This window comes from Paraburkholderia sp. SEWSISQ10-3 4, assembly GCF_030464785.1.
GTDB lineage: Bacteria > Pseudomonadota > Gammaproteobacteria > Burkholderiales > Burkholderiaceae > Paraburkholderia > Paraburkholderia aspalathi.
Window position 1 is genome coordinate 1 of record NZ_JALPRI010000011.1, and the last position, 19,579, is coordinate 19,579.

At 62.1% G+C, this 19,579-nt stretch carries 17 protein-coding genes; 9 read left to right on the forward strand and 8 right to left on the reverse strand.

Going from position 1 to position 19,579, the window contains the following annotated elements:
- Positions 1–112: 112 nt before the first annotated feature.
- Positions 113–1,165: an NAD(P)-dependent alcohol dehydrogenase gene (locus tag M0D68_RS20535; RefSeq protein WP_093638487.1), complete on the reverse strand. Its 1,053-nt coding sequence runs from the start codon at positions 1,163–1,165 to the stop codon at positions 113–115.
- A gap of 320 nt (positions 1,166–1,485) precedes the next feature.
- On the opposite strand from M0D68_RS20535, the gene M0D68_RS20540 reads away from it, so the two are divergent.
- A complete protein-coding gene (locus M0D68_RS20540; protein ID WP_200619198.1) occupies positions 1,486–2,502 on the forward strand; it encodes an AraC family transcriptional regulator in 1,017 nt (338 codons plus the stop codon).
- Positions 2,503–2,522: 20 nt separating this feature from the next.
- Here the strand turns inward: M0D68_RS20540 and M0D68_RS20545 are convergent, their stop codons facing one another.
- From M0D68_RS20545 to M0D68_RS20555, 3 genes are all read right to left on the reverse strand, one after another.
- On the reverse strand, positions 2,523–3,296 hold the full coding sequence (locus M0D68_RS20545; RefSeq protein ID WP_200619199.1) for a molybdopterin-dependent oxidoreductase: 774 nt from the start codon (positions 3,294–3,296) through the stop codon (positions 2,523–2,525).
- Complete coding sequence (locus M0D68_RS20550; RefSeq protein WP_211703753.1) at positions 3,293–3,925, reverse strand: cytochrome b/b6 domain-containing protein; 633 nt, start codon at positions 3,923–3,925, stop codon at positions 3,293–3,295. The genes M0D68_RS20545 and M0D68_RS20550 overlap by 4 nt, the downstream gene beginning before the upstream one ends.
- A 99-nt stretch (positions 3,926–4,024) precedes the next feature.
- The gene (locus M0D68_RS20555) at positions 4,025–4,657 is read right to left on the reverse strand and encodes a hypothetical protein (RefSeq protein WP_054036450.1); all 633 of its coding nucleotides are present in this window, start codon (positions 4,655–4,657) and stop codon (positions 4,025–4,027) included.
- 182 nt (positions 4,658–4,839) lie between these two features.
- Between M0D68_RS20555 and M0D68_RS20560 the strand changes: the two genes are divergently transcribed.
- Together M0D68_RS20560 and M0D68_RS20565 are read left to right on the forward strand one after the other, a co-directional pair.
- Positions 4,840–5,511 (forward strand): heavy metal response regulator transcription factor, encoded by a 672-nt coding sequence (locus tag M0D68_RS20560; RefSeq protein ID WP_093638501.1) that lies wholly within the window; start codon positions 4,840–4,842, stop codon positions 5,509–5,511.
- Positions 5,508–6,908 (forward strand): heavy metal sensor histidine kinase, encoded by a 1,401-nt coding sequence (locus M0D68_RS20565; RefSeq protein WP_266225171.1) that lies wholly within the window; start codon positions 5,508–5,510, stop codon positions 6,906–6,908. The genes M0D68_RS20560 and M0D68_RS20565 overlap by 4 nt, the downstream gene beginning before the upstream one ends.
- Here M0D68_RS20565 and M0D68_RS20570 read toward each other — a convergent pair.
- Positions 6,905–7,330: a VOC family protein gene (locus M0D68_RS20570; RefSeq protein ID WP_266225173.1), complete on the reverse strand. Its 426-nt coding sequence runs from the start codon at positions 7,328–7,330 to the stop codon at positions 6,905–6,907. The genes M0D68_RS20565 and M0D68_RS20570 overlap by 4 nt on opposite strands.
- 161 nt (positions 7,331–7,491) lie before the next feature.
- On the opposite strand from M0D68_RS20570, the gene M0D68_RS20575 reads away from it, so the two are divergent.
- Positions 7,492–7,815: a hypothetical protein gene (locus M0D68_RS20575; RefSeq protein ID WP_093638833.1), complete on the forward strand. Its 324-nt coding sequence runs from the start codon at positions 7,492–7,494 to the stop codon at positions 7,813–7,815.
- Between the two features lie 203 nt (positions 7,816–8,018).
- The gene (locus M0D68_RS20580; RefSeq protein ID WP_093638511.1) at positions 8,019–8,321 is read left to right on the forward strand and encodes a putative quinol monooxygenase; all 303 of its coding nucleotides are present in this window, start codon (positions 8,019–8,021) and stop codon (positions 8,319–8,321) included.
- Positions 8,322–8,401: 80 nt separating this feature from the next.
- Here the strand turns inward: M0D68_RS20580 and M0D68_RS20585 are convergent, their stop codons facing one another.
- Complete coding sequence (locus M0D68_RS20585; protein ID WP_093638515.1) at positions 8,402–9,880, reverse strand: diguanylate cyclase; 1,479 nt, start codon at positions 9,878–9,880, stop codon at positions 8,402–8,404.
- Positions 9,881–10,148: 268 nt separating this feature from the next.
- Here M0D68_RS20585 and M0D68_RS20590 point away from each other — a divergent pair, with 268 nt between their 5' ends.
- From M0D68_RS20590 to M0D68_RS20605, 4 genes are all read left to right on the forward strand, one after another.
- Positions 10,149–11,081, forward strand: a complete 933-nt coding sequence (locus M0D68_RS20590) for a 2-hydroxyacid dehydrogenase (protein WP_200619204.1) — start codon at positions 10,149–10,151, stop codon at positions 11,079–11,081.
- Positions 11,082–11,226: 145 nt separating this feature from the next.
- The gene (locus tag M0D68_RS20595) at positions 11,227–14,148 is read left to right on the forward strand and encodes a molybdopterin-dependent oxidoreductase (protein WP_266225176.1); all 2,922 of its coding nucleotides are present in this window, start codon (positions 11,227–11,229) and stop codon (positions 14,146–14,148) included.
- Between the two features lie 110 nt (positions 14,149–14,258).
- Positions 14,259–15,014 (forward strand): 4Fe-4S dicluster domain-containing protein, encoded by a 756-nt coding sequence (locus M0D68_RS20600; protein ID WP_093638525.1) that lies wholly within the window; start codon positions 14,259–14,261, stop codon positions 15,012–15,014.
- 11 nt (positions 15,015–15,025) lie between these two features.
- The gene (locus tag M0D68_RS20605) at positions 15,026–15,976 is read left to right on the forward strand and encodes a DmsC/YnfH family molybdoenzyme membrane anchor subunit (RefSeq protein ID WP_266225178.1); all 951 of its coding nucleotides are present in this window, start codon (positions 15,026–15,028) and stop codon (positions 15,974–15,976) included.
- A 62-nt stretch (positions 15,977–16,038) separates the two neighbouring features.
- Here the strand turns inward: M0D68_RS20605 and M0D68_RS20610 are convergent, their stop codons facing one another.
- Both M0D68_RS20610 and M0D68_RS20615 read right to left on the reverse strand, forming a co-directional pair.
- A complete protein-coding gene (locus M0D68_RS20610) occupies positions 16,039–18,603 on the reverse strand; it encodes an adenosylcobalamin-dependent ribonucleoside-diphosphate reductase (RefSeq protein WP_266225179.1) in 2,565 nt (854 codons plus the stop codon).
- 381 nt (positions 18,604–18,984) lie between these two features.
- Positions 18,985–19,269: a DUF3331 domain-containing protein gene (locus M0D68_RS20615; protein ID WP_028197253.1), complete on the reverse strand. Its 285-nt coding sequence runs from the start codon at positions 19,267–19,269 to the stop codon at positions 18,985–18,987.
- Positions 19,270–19,579 lie beyond the last annotated feature (310 nt).

A 19,579-nucleotide genomic window follows, 5' to 3' on the forward strand; every position in this document is an offset into this window, starting at 1 on the left:
GGGGCAACGCTAATAGACCACTAACAAATCAAGGAAAGGCACCAAAGCCAGAACAAGGAAAGACCAAAGCCCTAAGAACACGGCCAATGCCGCCGCAAAGGCAAAAACAAAATCACTTCCGTAAGGAATCCAGATCAACAACAAACCGATACTTAACATCACTCTTAAGCATCCGTTCAAAAGCGTCATTAATCCCCTGCATAGGAATCACCTCAATATCCGAAGTAATCCCATGCTCGCCGCAAAAATCCAGCATTTCCTGCGTCTCAGCAATCCCGCCAATCAACGACCCAGCCAGCCGGCGGCGCTTAAAGATCAGATTGAATACCTGCGGCGACGGATGGTCATGCTCCGGCGCTCCAACCAGCGTCATCGTCCCATCGCGCTTGAGCAGATTCAAAAACGGATTCAAATCATGCTGCGCAGCCACCGTATTCAGAATGAAATCGAAGCTATTGGCATGTGCGCCCATCTCCTCAGCATTCTTTGAAATGACAACCTCATGCGCACCAAGCCGCTTGGCATCTTCAATCTTCGACGGGGACGTCGTGAACAACACGACATGTGCGCCCATCGCACGGGCCAGCTTCACGCCCATGTGACCCAGGCCGCCAAGGCCGACAATCCCGACCTTCTTGCCAGGACCGGCGCCCCACGTGCGCAGCGGCGAATACGTCGTGATACCCGCGCATAGCAACGGCGCCACACCCGCCGGGTCGAGGTTCTCCGGCACGCGCAGCGTGAATGCTTCATCTACTACCAGTTGCGTCGAATAACCGCCGTAAGTGATTTGACCGTCAACCCGGTCCACGCCGTTGTACGTGCCGACAAAACCGTTTTCGCAATACTGCTCGAGACCTTCCTCGCAACTCGCACACGTGCGGCACGAATCGACCAGGCATCCCACGCCCACCAGATCGCCTGCCTTGTACTTCGTCACGTCCGGACCAACTGCCGTTACACGGCCGACAATTTCGTGGCCCGGCACCACCGGGAAAACCGTGTTCTTCCATTCGTTGCGTGCCTGATGCAAGTCGGAATGGCACACACCGCAAAACAGGACTTCCATCTGCACGTCATGGGCGCGCAGTTCGCGGCGCTGGATTTCGAACGGAGCGAGCGGCGCGGTCGCGTCGGTCGCTGCATAGGCGTAAGTCGTGCTCATGGGTAACTCCAGCAAAGAGGATGACGTCGCAAGGCGCCGGCGATGGGCGACGCGCGTCGCCGATGCGGCCAAACCTTGTCATGGACCGGGATCAGGGCGCAGGCGGTGGTCGACGCTTTCACCGAAACGGTGAATGGATAACCGAGCCCGGCGCAGCGTGGAAATAGATGATCCGGTAGGGTTCCCATAGTAGGGGCCGGGAGCAAACCGGGGAATACCTGAATATCTTGAAGATTTGCCTAAAACTCCTGGCGATGAGCGCAGTAGGTCGTTTGGTGCTAAATTTCAAGCATTATTCTCTTGCGCGTCACTATACCGTCATGTCAACCCGTTCCGTTGAACCCGCCTCGGTCACTCATGATCCGGCCGAGCGCGGCCAGTCCGCTGGCGGCCCGGCCGATTCCGCCCAGCAGCGTCTGGTCGACCTGTTCGATTTGCTCGCGCCCAAACCGGGCGTGACGCGTTCGAGCTTCGAAGGCGTCAACCTGTTGCGCGCCAATAGTCCGATGCCGCGTATGCCCGTGATGTACGAGCCGAGTATCGTGATCGTCTGTCAGGGCCGCAAGCGCGGTTTTCTCGGCGATCAGGTGTTCCAGTACGACGCACAGCAATACCTGGTGCTGTCGGTGCCGCTGCCGTTCGAATGCGAAACCGAGGCGAGTCCGGAAGAGCCGTTCCTCGCGATCTCGGTGCGCGTCGATCTGACCATGGTGGCTGAGTTGCTGATGGCGCTGAACGAAACGCAAGGCGCGACGCAGAACGAGCCGCTCGGCATTTATTCGACACCGCTCGACCCGGCCCTCTCCAATGCCGTGCAGCGTTTGATGGACGCGTTGGCCTCACCGCTCGATGCGCGGATTCTGGCGCCAGGCGTAGTCCGCGAAATCTGTTATCGCGTGTTGACGGGCGAGCAGGGCGATGCGATTCGCGCGGCGCTCACGCATCAGAATCATTTCGGCCGCATCGCCAAGGCGCTAAGGCGTATCCACGCCGACTATCAGGGGCAACTCGACGTCGATACGCTCGCCTCTGAAGCGGGCATGAGCCTCGCCGTCTTTCATGCGCAATTCAAGGCCGTGACGGCGACCTCGCCGATGCAATACGTGAAGACCACGCGTTTGCATCACGCGCGTTTGCTAATGGCGCATGATGGCCTGAATGCAGGTGCGGCCGCGGCACGCGTCGGTTACGAAAGTGCGTCGCAATTCAGCCGCGAGTTCAAGCGTCTGTTCGGCCTGAGCCCGGTTGATGAAGTCAAGCGTATGCGCACCGTGTACGACGCACCGCCGCCGCCGCGCGTAGTCAAGCCGGTCCCGCGTTATGTGACCGCCGTATAAGCGCGCGTCCTCACGAAGCGTTATAGCCCGCTGAACCAGTTGTACCCCTGGTCTTCCCAATAGCCGCCAGGGTTCGTGTTGGTCACGAAAATCGCCGCGATGTGCTTCGGATTTTTGAAGCCCAGTTTGGTCGGTACGCGCAGCTTCAGCGGGTAGCCGTATTTGGCCGGCAGCGGCGCGTCGCGGAAATCGAGCGTGAGCTGGGTTTGCGGATGCAAGGCCGTCGCCATGTCGAGACTCGAGTAATAGCGGTCCGCACATTTGAAGCCGACATAGCGAGCGCTCAGATCGGCGCCGATACGTTCGAGGAACGTGCGAAACGGCACACCACGCCATTGCCCGATCGCGCTCCATCCTTCGATGCAGATGTGCCGCGTAATCTGCGAAGCCTGGGGCAAGGCGCGCAGTTGATCGAGATTCCACGTGCGCTTGTCCGACACCAGACCCGACACTTCCAGTTGATACGTCGAACCGTCGATATCCGGCGCGTCGAACTCAGGATAGAACGCGTTGAACGGGAACGGGTCGGTGATCTCTTTCTCCGAGTAGGTCGGCGCGAGCTTGTTGCGATCGAACAGCCACCCCTGCACGCGATCGTTCCAGCGTGACATGGCCCACAGCACCTTGTCGACCGAATCGCCGTCCTGCATGTTGCAACCCGAGAGCATCGCCAGCGCACCGATCGAAAGCGACGAGCGCAGGAACAGGCGCCGTTGCAATCGTTCGATTTGTGGTTTGTGGTCGGCGAGGACAATGCGCGTGCCGCGCGAGTCTTTGCGTTCTGCGTCGCTCATGCTTCGCTCCTTTCGTGCGTGGACAGTCGGGCGCGGCCGGTCAACATCGGCAGCAACGTGCGCGGCACCAATAGCACCAGCGCCAGATGCACGACGACGAAACCCACCACGCCCGCCATCGCGACAAAATGCACGCGACGCGCGAAATCGAAACCACCGAATAGTGCGGTAAGCCACGAGAATTGCACCGGCTTCCAGATCGAAAGCCCCGACGCCACCAGCAGCACGCCAAGGAACAATACGAAGAGATAGAGCGCACGCTGCACCGCGTTATATTTGCCGGTATCGTGCGGCAGCTTGAACTGCATCGCCAATGCGGCATCGTGTACGACGTCGCGCGGATAAACAGGCAATAGCTTGCGACGAAAATGCCCGCGCCCGATGCCATACGCCAGATACAGCAGGCCGTTCGCGCACAGCAGCCACATGGCCGCGAAGTGCCATGCAATCGAGCCGCCCAGCCAGCCGCCTACGGTCGCCCACACCGGAAACTTGAACGGAAAGAAGGGCGACGCGTTATAGATCGCCCAGCCGCTCATCACCATGCAGACCATGGCAAACGCGTTGATCCAGTGCGTAATTCGTACGACGAGTGGGTGAACGATGAAGCGCGCTTGCGGTTCGGGCATGGTCAGAGATGATGAAACAGGGAAAAATATGAAAGCCGCGTCATTGAGGCACGCGGCTGTTCGAATGGCTAAAAAGCGAACGGTCGAAGAAACGCCGTATTACATCGGCGGCGTTACACCGTGCTCGCCCGCGGAGATGAAATTAGCCGCCATCGAGCCATCAGCTTCCTTGTGGGCGAACAGCACGACCTTCGCACCTGGCACCAGCAGCGCGCGATCACCCGGTTCGAGCGCGACGATAGGCACGTCTTGCGGAATCACGATTTTCTTTTCGCCGTCCTTGTACTTGACCGTGATCGTGCGGCCGTTGCTAACCACGAGCGAGCCCACCGTGCCGTTGGTCATCGTGCTGTTCGTGCCGAGGTCCCACGGGCGATGACCTTCGCCGGAGCCACGCATGCTGGCGGGGAATACGTGCACTTCGAGCGCCTTCAACGAGCCGTCGGGCTGCGGGATCGCGGCGGTGCCAACATAGCTGTCCGGCTTGATGTCGTTCACGTCGGCAATCGTCACGCCGCGAATCGGCGTGTCTTTGGCGAGCTTCACGTCGACGTCCTTGCCGTCGCGCGTGTGGACCTTGAGCACATCGCCCGAGAGCGATGTCACGGTGCCACGCACGCCGGTGGGCGCCGCGGTCTGAGCTTGTGCGGCGGATCCTGCTGCGAACAATGAGGCGGCGACGAGCGCGGGGGCAACGAAGGCGCGCATCGCATTAGCGGAGACAATCTTCATGAGTCTGCTCTGGGTGGGTGAAAGATAGCGTCAGGTTAGGCGTGCGATCGGCTCCGCCAAGTGACAGATGGATGACAAAAACGTCATGAACGGCGCGCCGCAGCCACGTAGAATGGCCGCCATATCCACGTCCACATTCATGACCCACGCCCACGGCGGCGCTCGGGGTCGGAAACCAGGCAATGAGCATCCTCGTCATCGAAGACGACCCGAAAACCGGCGACTACCTGAAGAAAGGCCTGCGCGAAAGCGGCTATGCGGTCGACCTTGCGCGCACCGGCACCGATGGGCTGCACATGGCGCTCGAGCACGCGTACGACCTCGTGGTGCTGGACGTGATGCTGCCCGGCATCGACGGTTGGGAAATCATGCGTGCGCTACGGGCGCGGCGCGATCTACCGGTCATTTTTCTGACCGCGCGCGATCATGTCAGCGACCGCATTCGCGGCCTCGAACTCGGCGCCGACGATTACCTCGTCAAGCCTTTCTCGTTCACCGAGCTGGTGTTGCGCATCCGCACGCTGTTGCGCCGCGGCGTGATCCGCGAGAGCGATGTGTTCGAGATCGCCGACCTCAAGCTCGACGTGCTGCGCCGCAAAGTGACGCGTGAAGGCGTCGAGATTCCGCTGACCAATAAGGAATTCATGCTGTTGCATCTGCTGGTGCGCCGGCAGGGCGAGGCGTTGTCGCGTACGCAGATCGCCTCGGAGGTGTGGGATATGAACTTCGACAGCGACACTAATGTGGTCGACGTGGCGATCAAACGGTTGCGCGCGAAGATCGATCATCCGTTTGAAAAGAAGCTGATTCATACGGTGCGCAGCATCGGCTACACCTTCGGCGACGGCGCATGAAACTGTGGACCGAACGTTCCTTGACGGCTCGCACCACGGTGCTGTTCGCCTCGATTGCGTGCGTGGTGATCGGCACGTTGGGCATGTATTTCTACCACTCAGCCGAGTTGTCACTGCAGCGCCGCGCGGACGTGGTGCTCACCGGCCGTGTCGAACATTTCAGCCGCATCGTGCACGACCTCTATTCCGTCAGCGAATTGAAGAACCGACCGTTGCTGTTCGAGAGCATGCTCGGTGCGGAGCAGGACGTGCTGCTGTTTCGCCGTCCGGGCGAAGCGCCGTTTATCGACGTGAACCCCGGCAATGTCGCGGTGCCTGCGCTGCAGGCCGGCACCGCGGACCACTTGCCGACGCTCTCGGACATTCGCCAGACCATGCTGCCGGACGGCGTGCCGGTTCATTGGGCGATCGCTACCGTCAAAGCGCGTGAGGATGGCAGCGAAGTCGAAGTGATCGCCGCGCATCCGATGACCCAGGAAATGCGGATGCTGGCCGCCTACCGCAACCGGATTGTGCTGGCCACGCTGACCGGCATGCTGGCTGCCACGCTGCTTGCCTATTACGTGCTGCGCCGCGCGTTGCGGCCGGTGCGCGAGATCGCCACGCGGGCGGCGCAGATCAGTCCGGCGAGTTTGTCGGTGCGGCTCGACAGCGAGGCCGCGCCAGTCGAATTACGCCAGCTCACGCATGCCTTCAACGCTATGCTCGACCGTCTTGCCGATGGCTACCAGCGCCTCTCGCAGTTCTCCGCCGATCTGGCGCATGAAATTCGTACACCAGTGGGCGCCTTGATCGGCCAGACCCAGGTCACGCTCGCCAAACCGCGCGACGTCGATGAATATCAGCAACTGCTCGAATCGAATCTCGAGGAGCTGAGCCGCCTGAGCCATATCGCGGAGAACATTCTGTTTCTCGCGCACGCGGACCATGCGGCGCTTTCCATCGACCGTGAGCCGGTCGATCTGCGCGATGAACTCGTCAGGATCGCAGACTATTTCGAAGGCCCCGCCGATGAACGCGGCATGCGCTTTACCGTCGAGGCCCAGGGCGTGGTGTCGGCCAATCCGATGCTATGCCGGCGAGCGATCAACAATCTTGTCGTGAATGCGGTGCGATACGGCGCGGACGATACGGTAGTGCGGTTGAGGGGCATACAGGACGAGCAGGGCGCGACCGTGGTGGTGGAAAACGACGGTGCGCCAATTCCCGGTGAGCAACTGGACCGCCTGTTTGACCGTTTCTACCGCGGAGATGCAGCACGCAGCGAGTTCACCGAATCGAGCGGGCTGGGGCTCGCGATCGTCAAGGCAATCATGCATCTGCACGGCGGCACGGCGCGCGTGGTGTGTCCGGTGCCGGGCGTGGTGCGCTTCGAATTGCGCTTTCCGGGCGCTTAGCTTAGCGGGTTGTTTGCGTGGCTGACGTTGGGTCCGGCTGCATGGCAGCACACGCAGAGCTTGTTGCCATCGGGATCGCGAAAGTAGGCGCCGTAATAGTCCGCGTGATACTGCGGTCGCAAACCCGGCGGACCTTCGCAGGCGCCGCCGTGAGCAAGCGCCGCAGCATGCGCGCGATCGACCGTGGCGCGGTCCGTGGCCAGCAGGGCCAACATCTGGCCGTTGCCGACGGTGGCAGGACGACCGTCATGGGGCCTGCTGATCACGAACAGCGGCCGCGGCGCGTCTGCTGGCATCCAGCCGGCCCAGCACGCATCCTCATCACGGAACTTGAGCCGCAGTCCTAGTGTTTCCATCAGCACGCCATAGAAGCCGAACGCGCGCTCGAAATCCGTAATGCCGACGAATACGTGGGAAAGCATCAGTGTCGCTCCTCGTTTGTTTTGCAGGCCGACCCAGGCCGGGCCGGATACCGTTACAGCGCAAACCGGTAATGCCGATACCGGGATGATCGCGCAACTGGTTGCGGCAGCGCGCGGCGGATACGATGAAACATCTCATCCTAATCGTCGGGAAAACCGCTATGAAACGCTTCCACATTGCTTTGGCCGTTACCAGCCTCGAGGCTTCCATCGACGATTACAGCGCCCGTCTTGGCCAGCCGCCCACGGCCGTGGTGCCGGGCCGTTACGCGATGTGGCGAACCGAACTGCTCAATTTTTCGATCAACGAGATGCCGGACAAAGGTGGGCAGCTTCGGCACGTCGGCTTCGAGGACGACTCTGTAGACGGTTACTCGAGCAGCAAGGACGTAAACGGCCTCGAATGGGAGCTGTTTTCTGCGGAAGAGCAGGATCGGCGAATCGTCAGCACTTACGGCGAGGCCGTGCGAACCGACAAAGGCTGACATGCTTTTCTGCGCGGATGCAACCTGAATGCCTGTGCCTGATGGTGCCTCGCGCGACCCGATGTGCCCCCATGCTCTTCGGCACAGCTTCACGACCGCCGCCCTATACTTGCTGAAGTGCTTGACGAGCCGATGCCTTTCACAGCGCTTTGCCGCCTGGCAAAGCGGATCCATTGTCCTCACTTCACCCAGGGAGTCGCGCCATGGTCAAACTCGCTCTGTACGTTCGTCTTGAAGCCAAACCCGGCAAGGAACAGGATGTCGAGGCCTTTCTGCTGAGCGGCTTGCCGCTCGTCGAGGAGGAGCCTGCTACCAGCGCCTGGTTCGGTCTCAAGCTTGGACCGACCACCTATGCCATTTTCGACGCTTTCCCCGACGAAGCTGGCCGCGAGGCGCATCTGAACGGCAAGGTGGCCGCTGCGCTAATGGCGAAGGCCGGCGAGCTATTCGCCACGCCGCCCAGCATCCACAAACTCGATGTGCTGGCATCCAAATTGCCAGGCTGATTGAGCTGCCAATCCGCTGACACGGCGTGGCCTTTTCAACAATCGAATTACACCGTACCAACGTGCGAGGCCGTCGGGCGTTAGTCGCTCGACGCGTCCGCAGACGGACGGTTCGCATAGTGCGCGTGCTTTTCCTCATACATCAGCAGATCGGCGCGTTGCACACCGGCTTCGAGACGGTCGCCGCGCTGGCATGTCGCCGCACCCATCGAAAGACTCAGCAGCGAGCCCGGATAAAACTGGTTGTTCAGATCGACCAACTGGCGGATTGCATCGACCATCGCGGCGCCGCCACGCTCGTCGGTGTCCGGCATCAGGATCGCAAACTCGTCGCCGCCGATGCGCGCGGCGTGAAACGGCGCGTCCGTCGCTTTGGCGAGGACTTCGCCGGCTCGCCGTAACAGCGCGTCACCGGCCGCGTGGCCGAGCTGGTCGTTCACGCGTTTGAGGCCATTCAGATCGGCCATGATGATCGTCACCGGCCACGGACCCTTGCGCTCCAGCCGGTTCAGTTCATCCACGTAAAAGGAACGGTTGCGCAGCTTGGTCAGCACGTCATGCTTGCCAAGGAACTCCAGATAAGCTTCGGCCTTCTTGCGCGCCGTGATGTCGGTGAGGGCCACCAGCACCAGGTCCCAATTCTTTTCATGACCCGGTAGTACGGAGAACTGCAGGTGCACATGCACCTCGTTGCCGTCGAGCGAATAGTTGAGCACTTCGCGCTGCTGGAACAGCTTGCCGTCCCATAGATCGATCAACTGCTCGCGGAAATGCGGCCGCATATCGTCGCGGAAAACGTCCGGCAGGCGCGCCAGCAGCGTTTTCTTGTCTTTTGCCACGAACATGTCGAGCGTGTGCTGGTTCACGTCGAGTACGTGGATTTCCTGCATGCAGCGCTCGACAAACTCGGGATGCACGTCGGTAAACACGCGGAAATCGCTGATGCCGGCGGAGCGCGCGTCGTCGAGCAGACGCTTGACCGCGCTGAAATCTTCCACCCACAACGAGACCGGCGAATATTCGAACAGACCGCGCACATATTGTTCGGCGAGCGTCACGCGATGCCGCGCGCCTTCGAGTTCGGTAATGTCTTCGACCGATACGAGCACGCGGTCCCAGCGGTCTTCATGACCGGGTAGCACGGCGCCCTTGAGCAGCACGTCGAGGCGGCGTCCGCCGAGCGTGTAGTTGACCGTCTGGCTCGTGAAATGCGCCTGGCCAGCCCACAGTTGACATAGCTCCTCGAGGTGAGTCTTGAGCATGTCGTCGCGGAACACGGAGGCGAGATTGCTGGTGAGCGCGTCGAAATCGGCGGCCTCGAATTGCGTCAGCGTTTTCTGGTTGACCTTGATGACGCCGATGCTATGCGCGCATTCTGCGACAAGAGCCGGATATTGGGCGAAATGGGCACGCAGATCGGTCACGCCTTCTGCCCGCCATTTGTCGAATAGCGCACGCACGCCGCTGAAGTCTTCGAGCCAGAGCGAGACAGGCGCGAGTTCGAACATTTCGGAATCGTCGTTGGCTGGCGCTGAGCCGCTTCGGAGGGTGTCCTGCATGAGATTCCCGTGGTCGGAGTTCCGGCTATTCTAAAGCGGCTTGGATTCGGCTCAAAAGAAAGACGCATGGCGCATATTTTTCGCGCCGATCCATTCACGAAGATAACGGCGTGGTTCGCAGGGACTTTAAGCTGCGCGGCGGCAAGTTCGCAACCGGGTTTTTTACTTGCGAGCTCAACTGATCGCCCGCCAGCAGGGCCACGGGAGGCTTGTTACACTCACTCGTCGCATCCCCCGTCTCTCGTCGCCTTAAGAAAAAACACCCGTCATGAAGCCATCCCTGCTGGTTCTGATCCCCTTGAAAGACGCAAGCCGCGCCAGTGTCGAGACTGCTTTCGACGTCGTCTATGCCCCCGATGCCGGCCAACGAACCGCCGCGATCGCCGCGCACGGCGAGGCGATTCGCGCCGTGCTGACTAGCGGCACAGCGGGGCTAGCGGCTGCGGAAATCGACCGGATGCCGCAACTCGAGTTTGTCAGCGCACTCGGCGCCGGCTACGAAAACCTCGCCGTCGATCACGCTCGCTCGCGCGGCATCGTACTCGTCAACGGCGCGGGCACCAACGATCACTGCGTGGCCGATCACGCGTTCGCCTTGCTGCTTGCGGTGGTGCGCGACGTGCCGCAACTCGATCAGGCCACCCGCAAGGGCGCCTGGCGCGACACGTTGCCGATGCACCCCAACGTGTCCGGCAAGCGGCTCGGCATAGTCGGGCTCGGCAATATCGGCGAGAAGATCGCGCGGCGTGGCGCCGGGTTCGATATGGAAATCGGTTATCACAATCGCAAACCCCGCGAAGGCTCGCCGCTGCGCTATTTCGACAGCGTGCAGGGTTTGGCGCAATGGTGTGACTTTCTGGTGGTCGCGACGCCCGGCGGCGCCGGTACGCGTCATCTGATTGACAAGTCGGTGCTGGACGCACTCGGGCCGGACGGTTTCGTGGTCAACGTCTCGCGCGGCAGCGTGGTGGATACCGCTGCTTTAGCGGATGCGCTTGCCACCGGCGCGATCGCCGGCGCGGGTCTCGACGTCTATGAGAGCGAGCCGCATCCGCCTGAGGCCTTGCTGACGCTGCGCAACGTAGTTCTGACGCCGCATGTGGGCGGCCGCTCGCCGGAGGCGATCACGGCTTCGGTCGACAATTTCCTCGCCAACGCCAGACGGCACTTTGCCGGCGAGGCGGTATTGACGCCGATCTGACATTTGAAGGCAAACTGAAACCATCAGCCCAGCGGATAGTTTCTCTCACAAATCGCGATTTCCCTTGTAGGCTCGTGGCGAATAGGATGGTCGGTATCAAACCCACCTCGCTTCGACACAGCCGGAGCCGCGACGGAGATCCCGCATGGAACACCACGCCCGCACGCAGGACGAACGGCTCGAGATCAAGACGACCACCTGCTACATGTGCGCCTGCCGCTGCGGCATCCGCGTGCATCTGCGTGAAGGGGAAGTTCGCTATATCGACGGCAACCCCGAGCATCCGCTGAATCAGGGTGTGATCTGTGCGAAGGGCGCCTCGGGCATCATGAAGCAGTACTCGCCCGCGCGCCTGACCCAGCCGTTGATGCGCAAGGCCGGCGCGGAGCGGGGCAGTGCGCAGTTCGAGCCGGTGTCGTGGGAGGTCGCGTTCGACGTGCTCGAAAAGCGCCTCTCCGCGATTCGCGCCACCGATCCGAAGAAATTCGCGCTGTTCACCGGCCGCGACCAGATGCAGGCGCTGACCGGCCTCTTCGCCAAACAGTTCGGCACGCCTAATTACGCGGCGCATGGCGGTTTCTGCTCGGCCAATATGGCGGCCGGGATGATCTATACGATCGGCGGCTCGTTCTGGGAGTTCGGCGGGCCCGATCTCGACAGCGCCAAACTCTTCTTCATGATCGGCACGGCGGAAGATCATCATTCGAATCCGCTCAAGATCGCCATTTCGAAGTTCAAGCGCGCGGGTGGGCGCTTTATCGCAATCAATCCGATCCGTACCGGCTATGCGGCGATTGCCGACGAATGGGTGCCGATCAAACCCGGCACCGACGGTGCGCTGTTCATGGCGTTTCTGCACGAACTGATCGCGGCCGACGCCTGGGATCACGAGTTCGTGCAGCGTTATACGAACGCGGCGGAGCTGGTCGATCTCGATGAAGCCAGCGAAAACTTCGGCCTGTTCGTGCGCGATCCGGATAGGCCGGTTGGCAATCCGCTGTTTCCGCAGAACCATCTCTGGTGGGATGCCGCAGCCGCGCGTGCCGTGCCGCACCATGCACCCGGTGTGACGCCCGCGCTCGACGGCCGCTATACGCTCGCGGACGGCACGCCGGTCACGCCGTCGTTCGCCTTGTTGCGCGAACGCGTGGCCGATTGCACGCCCGAGTGGGCCGCGGAGATTACGGGCATTGCCGCGGACACGATCCGGCGCCTCGCTGGCGAAATGATTCAGACGAGCCGCGATCACCGGATCACGCTGCCGATCCAATGGACCGACGCGTGGGGCGAGACGCACGAGACCGTCACCGGCAATCCGGTCGCTTTTCACGCGATGCGCGGGCTAGCCGCGCATTCCAACGGCTTCCAGTCGATCCGCGCGCTGGCGGTGCTGATGTCGCTGCTGGGCACGATCGACCGCCCTGGCGGCTTTCGTCACAAGTCGCCGTTCCCTCGCGCGGTGCCGCCATCGGCGAAACCGCCGAACAGTCCGGATGCCGTCAAGCCGAACACGCCGCTTGCCACCGGCCCGCTCGGCTGGCCCGCCGCGCCCGAGGACCTGTTCATCGACGAACAGGGCGGTCCGGTTCGCATCGACAAGGCCTTCTCCTGGGAATATCCGCTTGCCGTGCACGGCGTGATGCATAGCGTGATCACCAATGCCTGGCGTGGTGACCCCTATCCCATCGACACGCTGCTGATTTTCATGGCCAACATGGCCTGGAATTCGTCGATGAACACGATGAAGGTGCGCGAGATGCTCGCCGACAAGCATGCGAACGGCGAGTACAAGATTCCGTTTCTCGTGGTGTGCGACGCGTTCCAGTCGGAGATGACGGCATTCGCCGATCTGATCCTGCCGGACACGACCTATCTTGAACGGCACGATGCGATGTCGATGCTCGACCGGCCGATCTCCGAATTCGACGGTCCGGTGGATTCCGTGCGCGTGCCGGTCGTGCCGCCGGCGGGTCAATGCAAGCCGTTTCAGGAAGTGCTGATCGAACTCGCTTCGCGCCTCAAGTTTCCGGCCTTCACGACGGCCGAGGGCACGCGCCGCTTCCAGGACTATCCCGACTTCATCATCAATCACACGACGACGCCTGATTCCGGCGTGGGTTTTCTGATCGGCTGGCGCGGCAAAGACGGCGACAAGGCGCTGGTCGGCGAGCCGAATCCGCAGCAGTGGGAACAATATGCAAAGAACAACTGCGTGTTCCATTACCGCTTGCCGGAGACGCTCCAATACATGCGCAACTGCAACGGGCCGTATCTCGACTGGGCAGTAAAAAACGGCTTCCGTAAATTCAACGAGCCGATCCTGATCCAGTTGTACTCCGACGTCATGCAGAAGTTCAGGCTTGCAGCGCAAGGCCGCAGGAGCGGCAGGCAGCCGCCTGAACACCTGCGGGCGCGGGTCGAAAAGTATTTCGATCCGCTGCCGTTCTGGTATGCGCCGCTCGAAAGCGATTCGACCGATCTCACGCGCTTTCCGCTGGCCGCGGTGACGCAGCGGCCCATGGCGATGTATCACTCGTGGGATTCGCAGAATGCGTGGCTGCGGCAGATTCATGGCGAGAACTATCTCTACATGAATCCGTTGATGGCAGCCGAAAACGGCATTGCCGACGGCAGCTGGATCTATGCCGAATCGCAATGGGGCCGCGTGCGCTGCATGGCGCGTTTTAGTGAGACCGTCGAGCCGGGGACGGTGTGGACCTGGAATGCGATCGGCAAGGCGTCGGGCGCATGGAACCTCGGCGCGGGGGCGAACGAATCGCAGCGCGGCTTCCTGCTCAATCACCTCATCACCGACGAGTTGCCCGGTCGCGACGAAGCCGCCGCGCGTCTCTCGAATTCGGACCCGGTGACAGGCCAGGCCGCGTGGTACGACGTGCGCGTGTGCATCTATCCGGCGGAAGCGGATGCGCGCCATACGCTGCCGCAGTTCGGTGCGATGCCCGCGTTGCCGGGATCGAACGGAGTGATATCGCGGGTCGTGCAGACCTATTTCGCGGGGCGCGGCGAATTCGCGGCACGGCTGCGCGGTGCGGTGGGGCGCAAGTGATGCAGGAATCGCAGGAGACGCAGGATTCGCACGCGAGCAAGGCGAAATCCAGGCACCGCAGAACCGCGGGCAGCGCGCGAATAACGCAGTAAAGCAGCAAGGAGCCTTCAATGACTCAGATGGCGTTAGTGATCGACCTGAACGTGTGCGTGGGATGCCAGGCTTGCGTGACGAGTTGCAAGGAGTGGAATACGTCGGGTGAGTCGGGCAGTCTCGCCGATCTTAATCCGTACGACGCCGATCCCTCCGGCACCTTCTTCAATCGCGTGCAGAGCTTCGAGGCCGGCAGCTACCCGAACGCCGACACGATCCACTTCCCGAAGTCGTGCCTGCACTGCGAGGACCCGCCGTGCGTGCCGGTGTGTCCGACCGGCGCCAGCTACAAGCGCAAGGAAGACGGTCTCGTGCTGGTCGATTTCGACAAGTGTATCGGCTGTAAATACTGCGCGTGGGCGTGTCCGTACGGTGCGCGCGAACTCGACGAAGCGCGCAAGGAGATGACCAAGTGCACGCTATGCGTCGATCGCATTCACGATGAAAACCTCTCCGAACGCGACCGGCAACCCGCGTGCGTGCTCGCGTGTCCGACTTCAGCGCGACTGTTCGGCGATATTCACGATCCGGAGTCGGTGGTGTCGAAGGCAATTGAGGAACGGGGTGGGTATCAGTTGATGCCTGAGTGGAACACCAAGCCGGCGAATCACTATTTGCCACGCATTACGACGTCGGCATCGGGTTGCGGCAGCGATGCATGCTCGTGCAAGGGCGCGGGCACGGCGCTTGAGACGCCCGAATCGCTCGACTCACTTGATGCACAACTCGAACACGGTCAACTGCATCTTGCGTCAATGGCGACGCGTATCTAAAGGACCTCGCGATGAATCCGGCTTTTTCAGTGGTTTTTCTCACTACATTGAGCGGCGCGGCGCAGGGCCTGCTGATCGCGCTCGTCGGCGTGGAGACGGCCGCGCATCTGGGACTCGTCACGGCGCCCGCAGATGCGTTCTATGTCACTGGCGCGGGCTTGTCGGTCGTGTTGGGTGGCCTTGGGCTGATCGCCTCGTTCTTCCATCTCGGGCATCCGGAGCGCGCATGGCGCGCGGTCGCAATGTGGCGGACGTCGTGGTTGTCGCGTGAATGTCTGTGCCTGCCGGCGTTTCTCGCCTGCGCGTTTTTCTACGGCGTTGCGCACGGGTTCGGCTCGCCGTGGTCGCTGGCGATAGGCTGGCTCGGCGTGCTGGCGAGCGCGGCGCTGTTCGTCTGCTCGGCGATGATCTACGCATGCCTGCGCTTCCTGCAGGAATGGGCCACGCCGCTTACGCTGGTCAACTTCGTGCTGCTCGGCTGCGCGTCCGGCTTCACACTGGCGACGGCGCTGACCGCGTGGTTCGCGCCCGCGCTGACAGTGGGGCTCGCGGTCTGTGCCTGCGTGTTGACGCTCGCGGGCTGCGCGAGCCGCTCGGCATCGCTCGTGCGCAACGCACGCTTACGGCCGAAGTCCACCGTGCAAAGCGCGACGGGCATCCAGAATCCGAAGCTCGTGCAGATCTCGCGCGGCTTCACCGCCGGCGCGTTCAATCTGCGTGAGTTCTTTCACGGCAAATCGGCGGGGACGCTGCGTGGCGTCAAGTGGGGGTTCCTCGCGGCCGCGTTTGCCGTGCCGGTTGCGCTGATGGCGCTGGGCGCGGGCTTGCATCCGATCGGGGTCTCACTCGGCTTGCTGGCCGCCGCATGCTTGGTGCAATACGCCGGCCTCGTGGCGGAACGCTGGTTCTTCTTCGCCGAAGCGAAGCATCCGCAGAATCTGTATTACGCGCGAGTCGGTTGACGCGTGGGTTGGCGCGGCCGTCCGATATCGGCGGCCGCGTCTGCGTAGCGGCGAGCTGTCATTCACCCGCACGCGCCGACTTCACCACACGCGGTACAGAAGTCGCAGCCATCCTTGCGAATCACCGCATTCGCTCCACACGAACCGCATTTTCGACCGAGCATGGTATGCAAGCCTTGCATACCGCCGGGTTGCAGCAAGGCGGCTTCGTTAGCCTCGCCTGGCGGCGGACGGATGCCGAAATCCGCCGGTAACGCAGTCTCGGCCTTCATCTGCCCGCGCGGCAAACGCGCCAGCATGCGCGACGGCACCTGATTGCCTTCGGCATCGAGAAAGCCGCGACGATGCAGAATCTGCTGGATTGCAAAGGCGAGCGCCGCCACTTCGGAGTCATGCCAGCGCGGCGTGCGGTGACCGTCGAGACGTTGCACCTCGCCGAGCCGCACCTGCCCACGATCCCATGACACCTTGCGCATATCCTGCAGGTTGCGCGCGACAAAACCCCCGCGTGCCGCGAGCGACAGCGAACGCATCGTCGCCGTGATCCATTGCTGCGATTCGTCGCGCTGCCCGGTCGGAATGAAGAATTCGATGGGGCGTTCGATCGTGACTTCTTCACCGCCCAGCCGTCCCGTCACTTCGATGAACGACACCGCCACGTAAAGCGACTTCTTGCCGGCTTGTGTCAGGTACTCGACCTTTTCGATGATCGCCGGCAATTCACCCTTGGGCCGGTGATCGATAGCGATCCGCAGCGGATCCTGATCGGTCTCGGCCAGCGTATCGTCTGCCTGCGGCGGAGGGCTGACGCTCAGCACCGCGCCGAGCGTTTCATTCGGGCGGTAGGTGGCGAGGCCTTTGAGGCCGTTTTTCCACGCGTCGAAGTAGAGGCTTTCGAACGCTTCGAACGGATAATCCGCCGGCACGTTCACCGTCTTTGAGATTGACGTGTCCACGTACGGCTGCACCGCGGCCATCATGTCGAGGTGGTCGCGCGCCGACATTTCGAGTGCGCTGACGAAGTAGTCCGGCAGGCTTTTCACGTCGCCGCCGAGCTCGCGATAAAGGCGATATGCGTAGTCTTCGACATCGAACGACTCGCGGCCCCCGTCGGCCATCACCTTCATGCGCGTGTAGGTCCACGAGAAGGCCGGCTCGATGCCGTTCGAGGCGTTGTCCGCGAATGCGAGACTGACGGTGCCCGTCGGCGCGATCGATAGCAAATGGCTGTTACGGATGCCGTCCTGGCGTATCGCGTCCTTGATGTCATCGGGTAGGCGCGAGGCGAAGGTGCCTGCTTCCAGATAGCGTGCGGCGTCGAACAACTCGAACGCGCCACGTTCGCGCGCCAGTTCCACCGACGCCCGATAGGCCTCGTCGCGCATCAACTGGGCGATGCGCACCGCGAAGTCGCGGCCTTCCTGCGAGTTGTAGCGCAGGCCGAGCATCACCAGCGTATCGCCCAAGCCGGTGAAGCCCACGCCGATGCGCCGCTTGGCGCGCGACTCGTCATATTGCTGTTGCAGCGGCCATAGCGTGACGTCGAGCACGTCGTCGAGAAAGCGCACCTGGATGCGAGTGCGTTTGGCGAGACCGTCCCAGTCGAACGAAGGCTTGCGGCCTTTCATTTGCGCGAACGGATCGACCACGAAACGCGTGAGGTTCAACGGTCCGAGGTTGCAGCAACCGTAGGCCGGCAGCGGTTGTTCACCGCACGGATTGGTGGCGCGGATGGTTTCGACGGTCCGTAGATTGTTGTCCTCGTTCATGCGCGAGATGAATACGATGCCGGGCTCGGCGACGTCGTACGTGGAGCGCATGACGCGGTCCCAGATCTCGCGTGCCGGCCGTTCGCTATAGACCCACAGGCCGTCCTCGCGTTGCCGCACATCGCCTGCCGCGCGCAGCGCAGGCGAAGGCTCGGCACGGTGCACGAGGGGCCAGGGCTGATCTTCTTCGACAGCGCGCATGAATTCGTCGGTGACGCCCACCGACACGTTGAAGTTGTTCCAGCGGCCTTTCGAATGCTTCGCCTCGATGAACTCGATCAGATCGGGGTGATTGCAGTCGAGCACGGCCATTTGCGCACCGCGCCGCGAGCCGGCGCTTTCCACGGTCCGGCACGAGGCGTCGAACACGTCCATATAACTGCACGGTCCGGACGCCGACGAACTGGTGGTATGAACGCGGGCGCCCTTGGGCCGGATCGCGGAGAAGTTGTAGCCAACCCCGCCGCCGCGGCGCATCGTCTCGGCGGCTTGCAGCAGCGCCACGTAGATGCCGGGCAGGCCCTGTTCGTCGACCCCCTGAATCGCGTCGCCGACCGGTTGCACGAAGCAGTTGATGAGCGTGGCGGCGATGCCCGTGCCCGCTGCGCTCATGATGCGCCCGGCGCCGAGCGCGCCGTGCCGCAGATTGTCGGCAAAGAGCGCTTCCACCGACTCGCGCAGGGCTTCCGGTTCCGCCTGAGCGACGCCGCGGGCGACGCGTTTGAATACGTCGTCAGCCGATTGCTCGTCGCCTTTGGCGTATTTCTCGAGCAGGACGTCCAGAGAGAATTGTTGCGGTGCAACTAGCGGGGCGGGAGAAACCGCTGCGGCGCGGGGTTCGTGCGTGTCTTCTGCCATGGTGTCGCCTCTCGTTTGCCGCGAGACGGCTGCGGCGCGTTCGAATGGGATGCGGGGCATTCATTTAACGCTGCGCGTCTGACAGGCGTGGTGGCCTGGCGCATCGAGGGTCACCTTAACGCACGTGGCCCGGGGCCGCAATCGGGCTTTTGGGGGCGGGACTGCAGAGTGGCTGCCGGCCAATGCCAGCGGCCTTTCGCAGCAGCCGTTATGACATACAGGCAGTGAGTTGACGAGCGGCACCGGGCGTGTTGGAGAGCGGCTGAAAAAGCAGATAGCGCGACGGTGAGCCTGCGCCAATAAATTTCGAAGGGGGCCTACGACGGCAGCGCCCGTAAGCTCACGTCAGCCACATGTCGTCGAGGCAAAGGCAGAAAAACTTCAGGCTTCAACCAGTTCGCCCAACACTTCAGCACAAATCATTGCAGAAGCATTCGAAGGCGCCGGCCGTTCAGCCGGTTTGAACACCGCGTCGCCGCGGCGAATCTTGCGGCGTGTCACCGCGCACGTTCCCGACGTATGCGCCGAGCGCCGCCGCCAACGCTGCTCGCCGTAATGACAGCGCCCCGGTTCGACCCAGCGGATCACCAGCGTGGTGTCGGAGCGCTCGAGAATTTCGATGCGTACGCCATTGGTTCCGTCAAGGGGGATGGACTCTAAGGTCATCATCGTCGGCTCCGTATTGTGGTGTGCCGAATGTAGTCCCGCGCGCGGCGGATAGCCATTGTGCCGCGGTTGAAACACTGTTCCCCAAATAGCAACAATGAAACTTGACATTCGCGCTTACCCGAAACGGCGGGGCTTTGCGGGCGATATGCGCGGTGAATTTGCGATAGCGTGGATTTTTGCAACGCAGTGTTGTACGCAGTGCGACGAGCATGCGGCCTGCGAAGGGCGCCGGTGCTTCCTTTAAGATGTGGTTATCGATGAGCAACCGTGCGACGCAAGTGTAGCGGGTTTGGATTTTTCTGGTCGG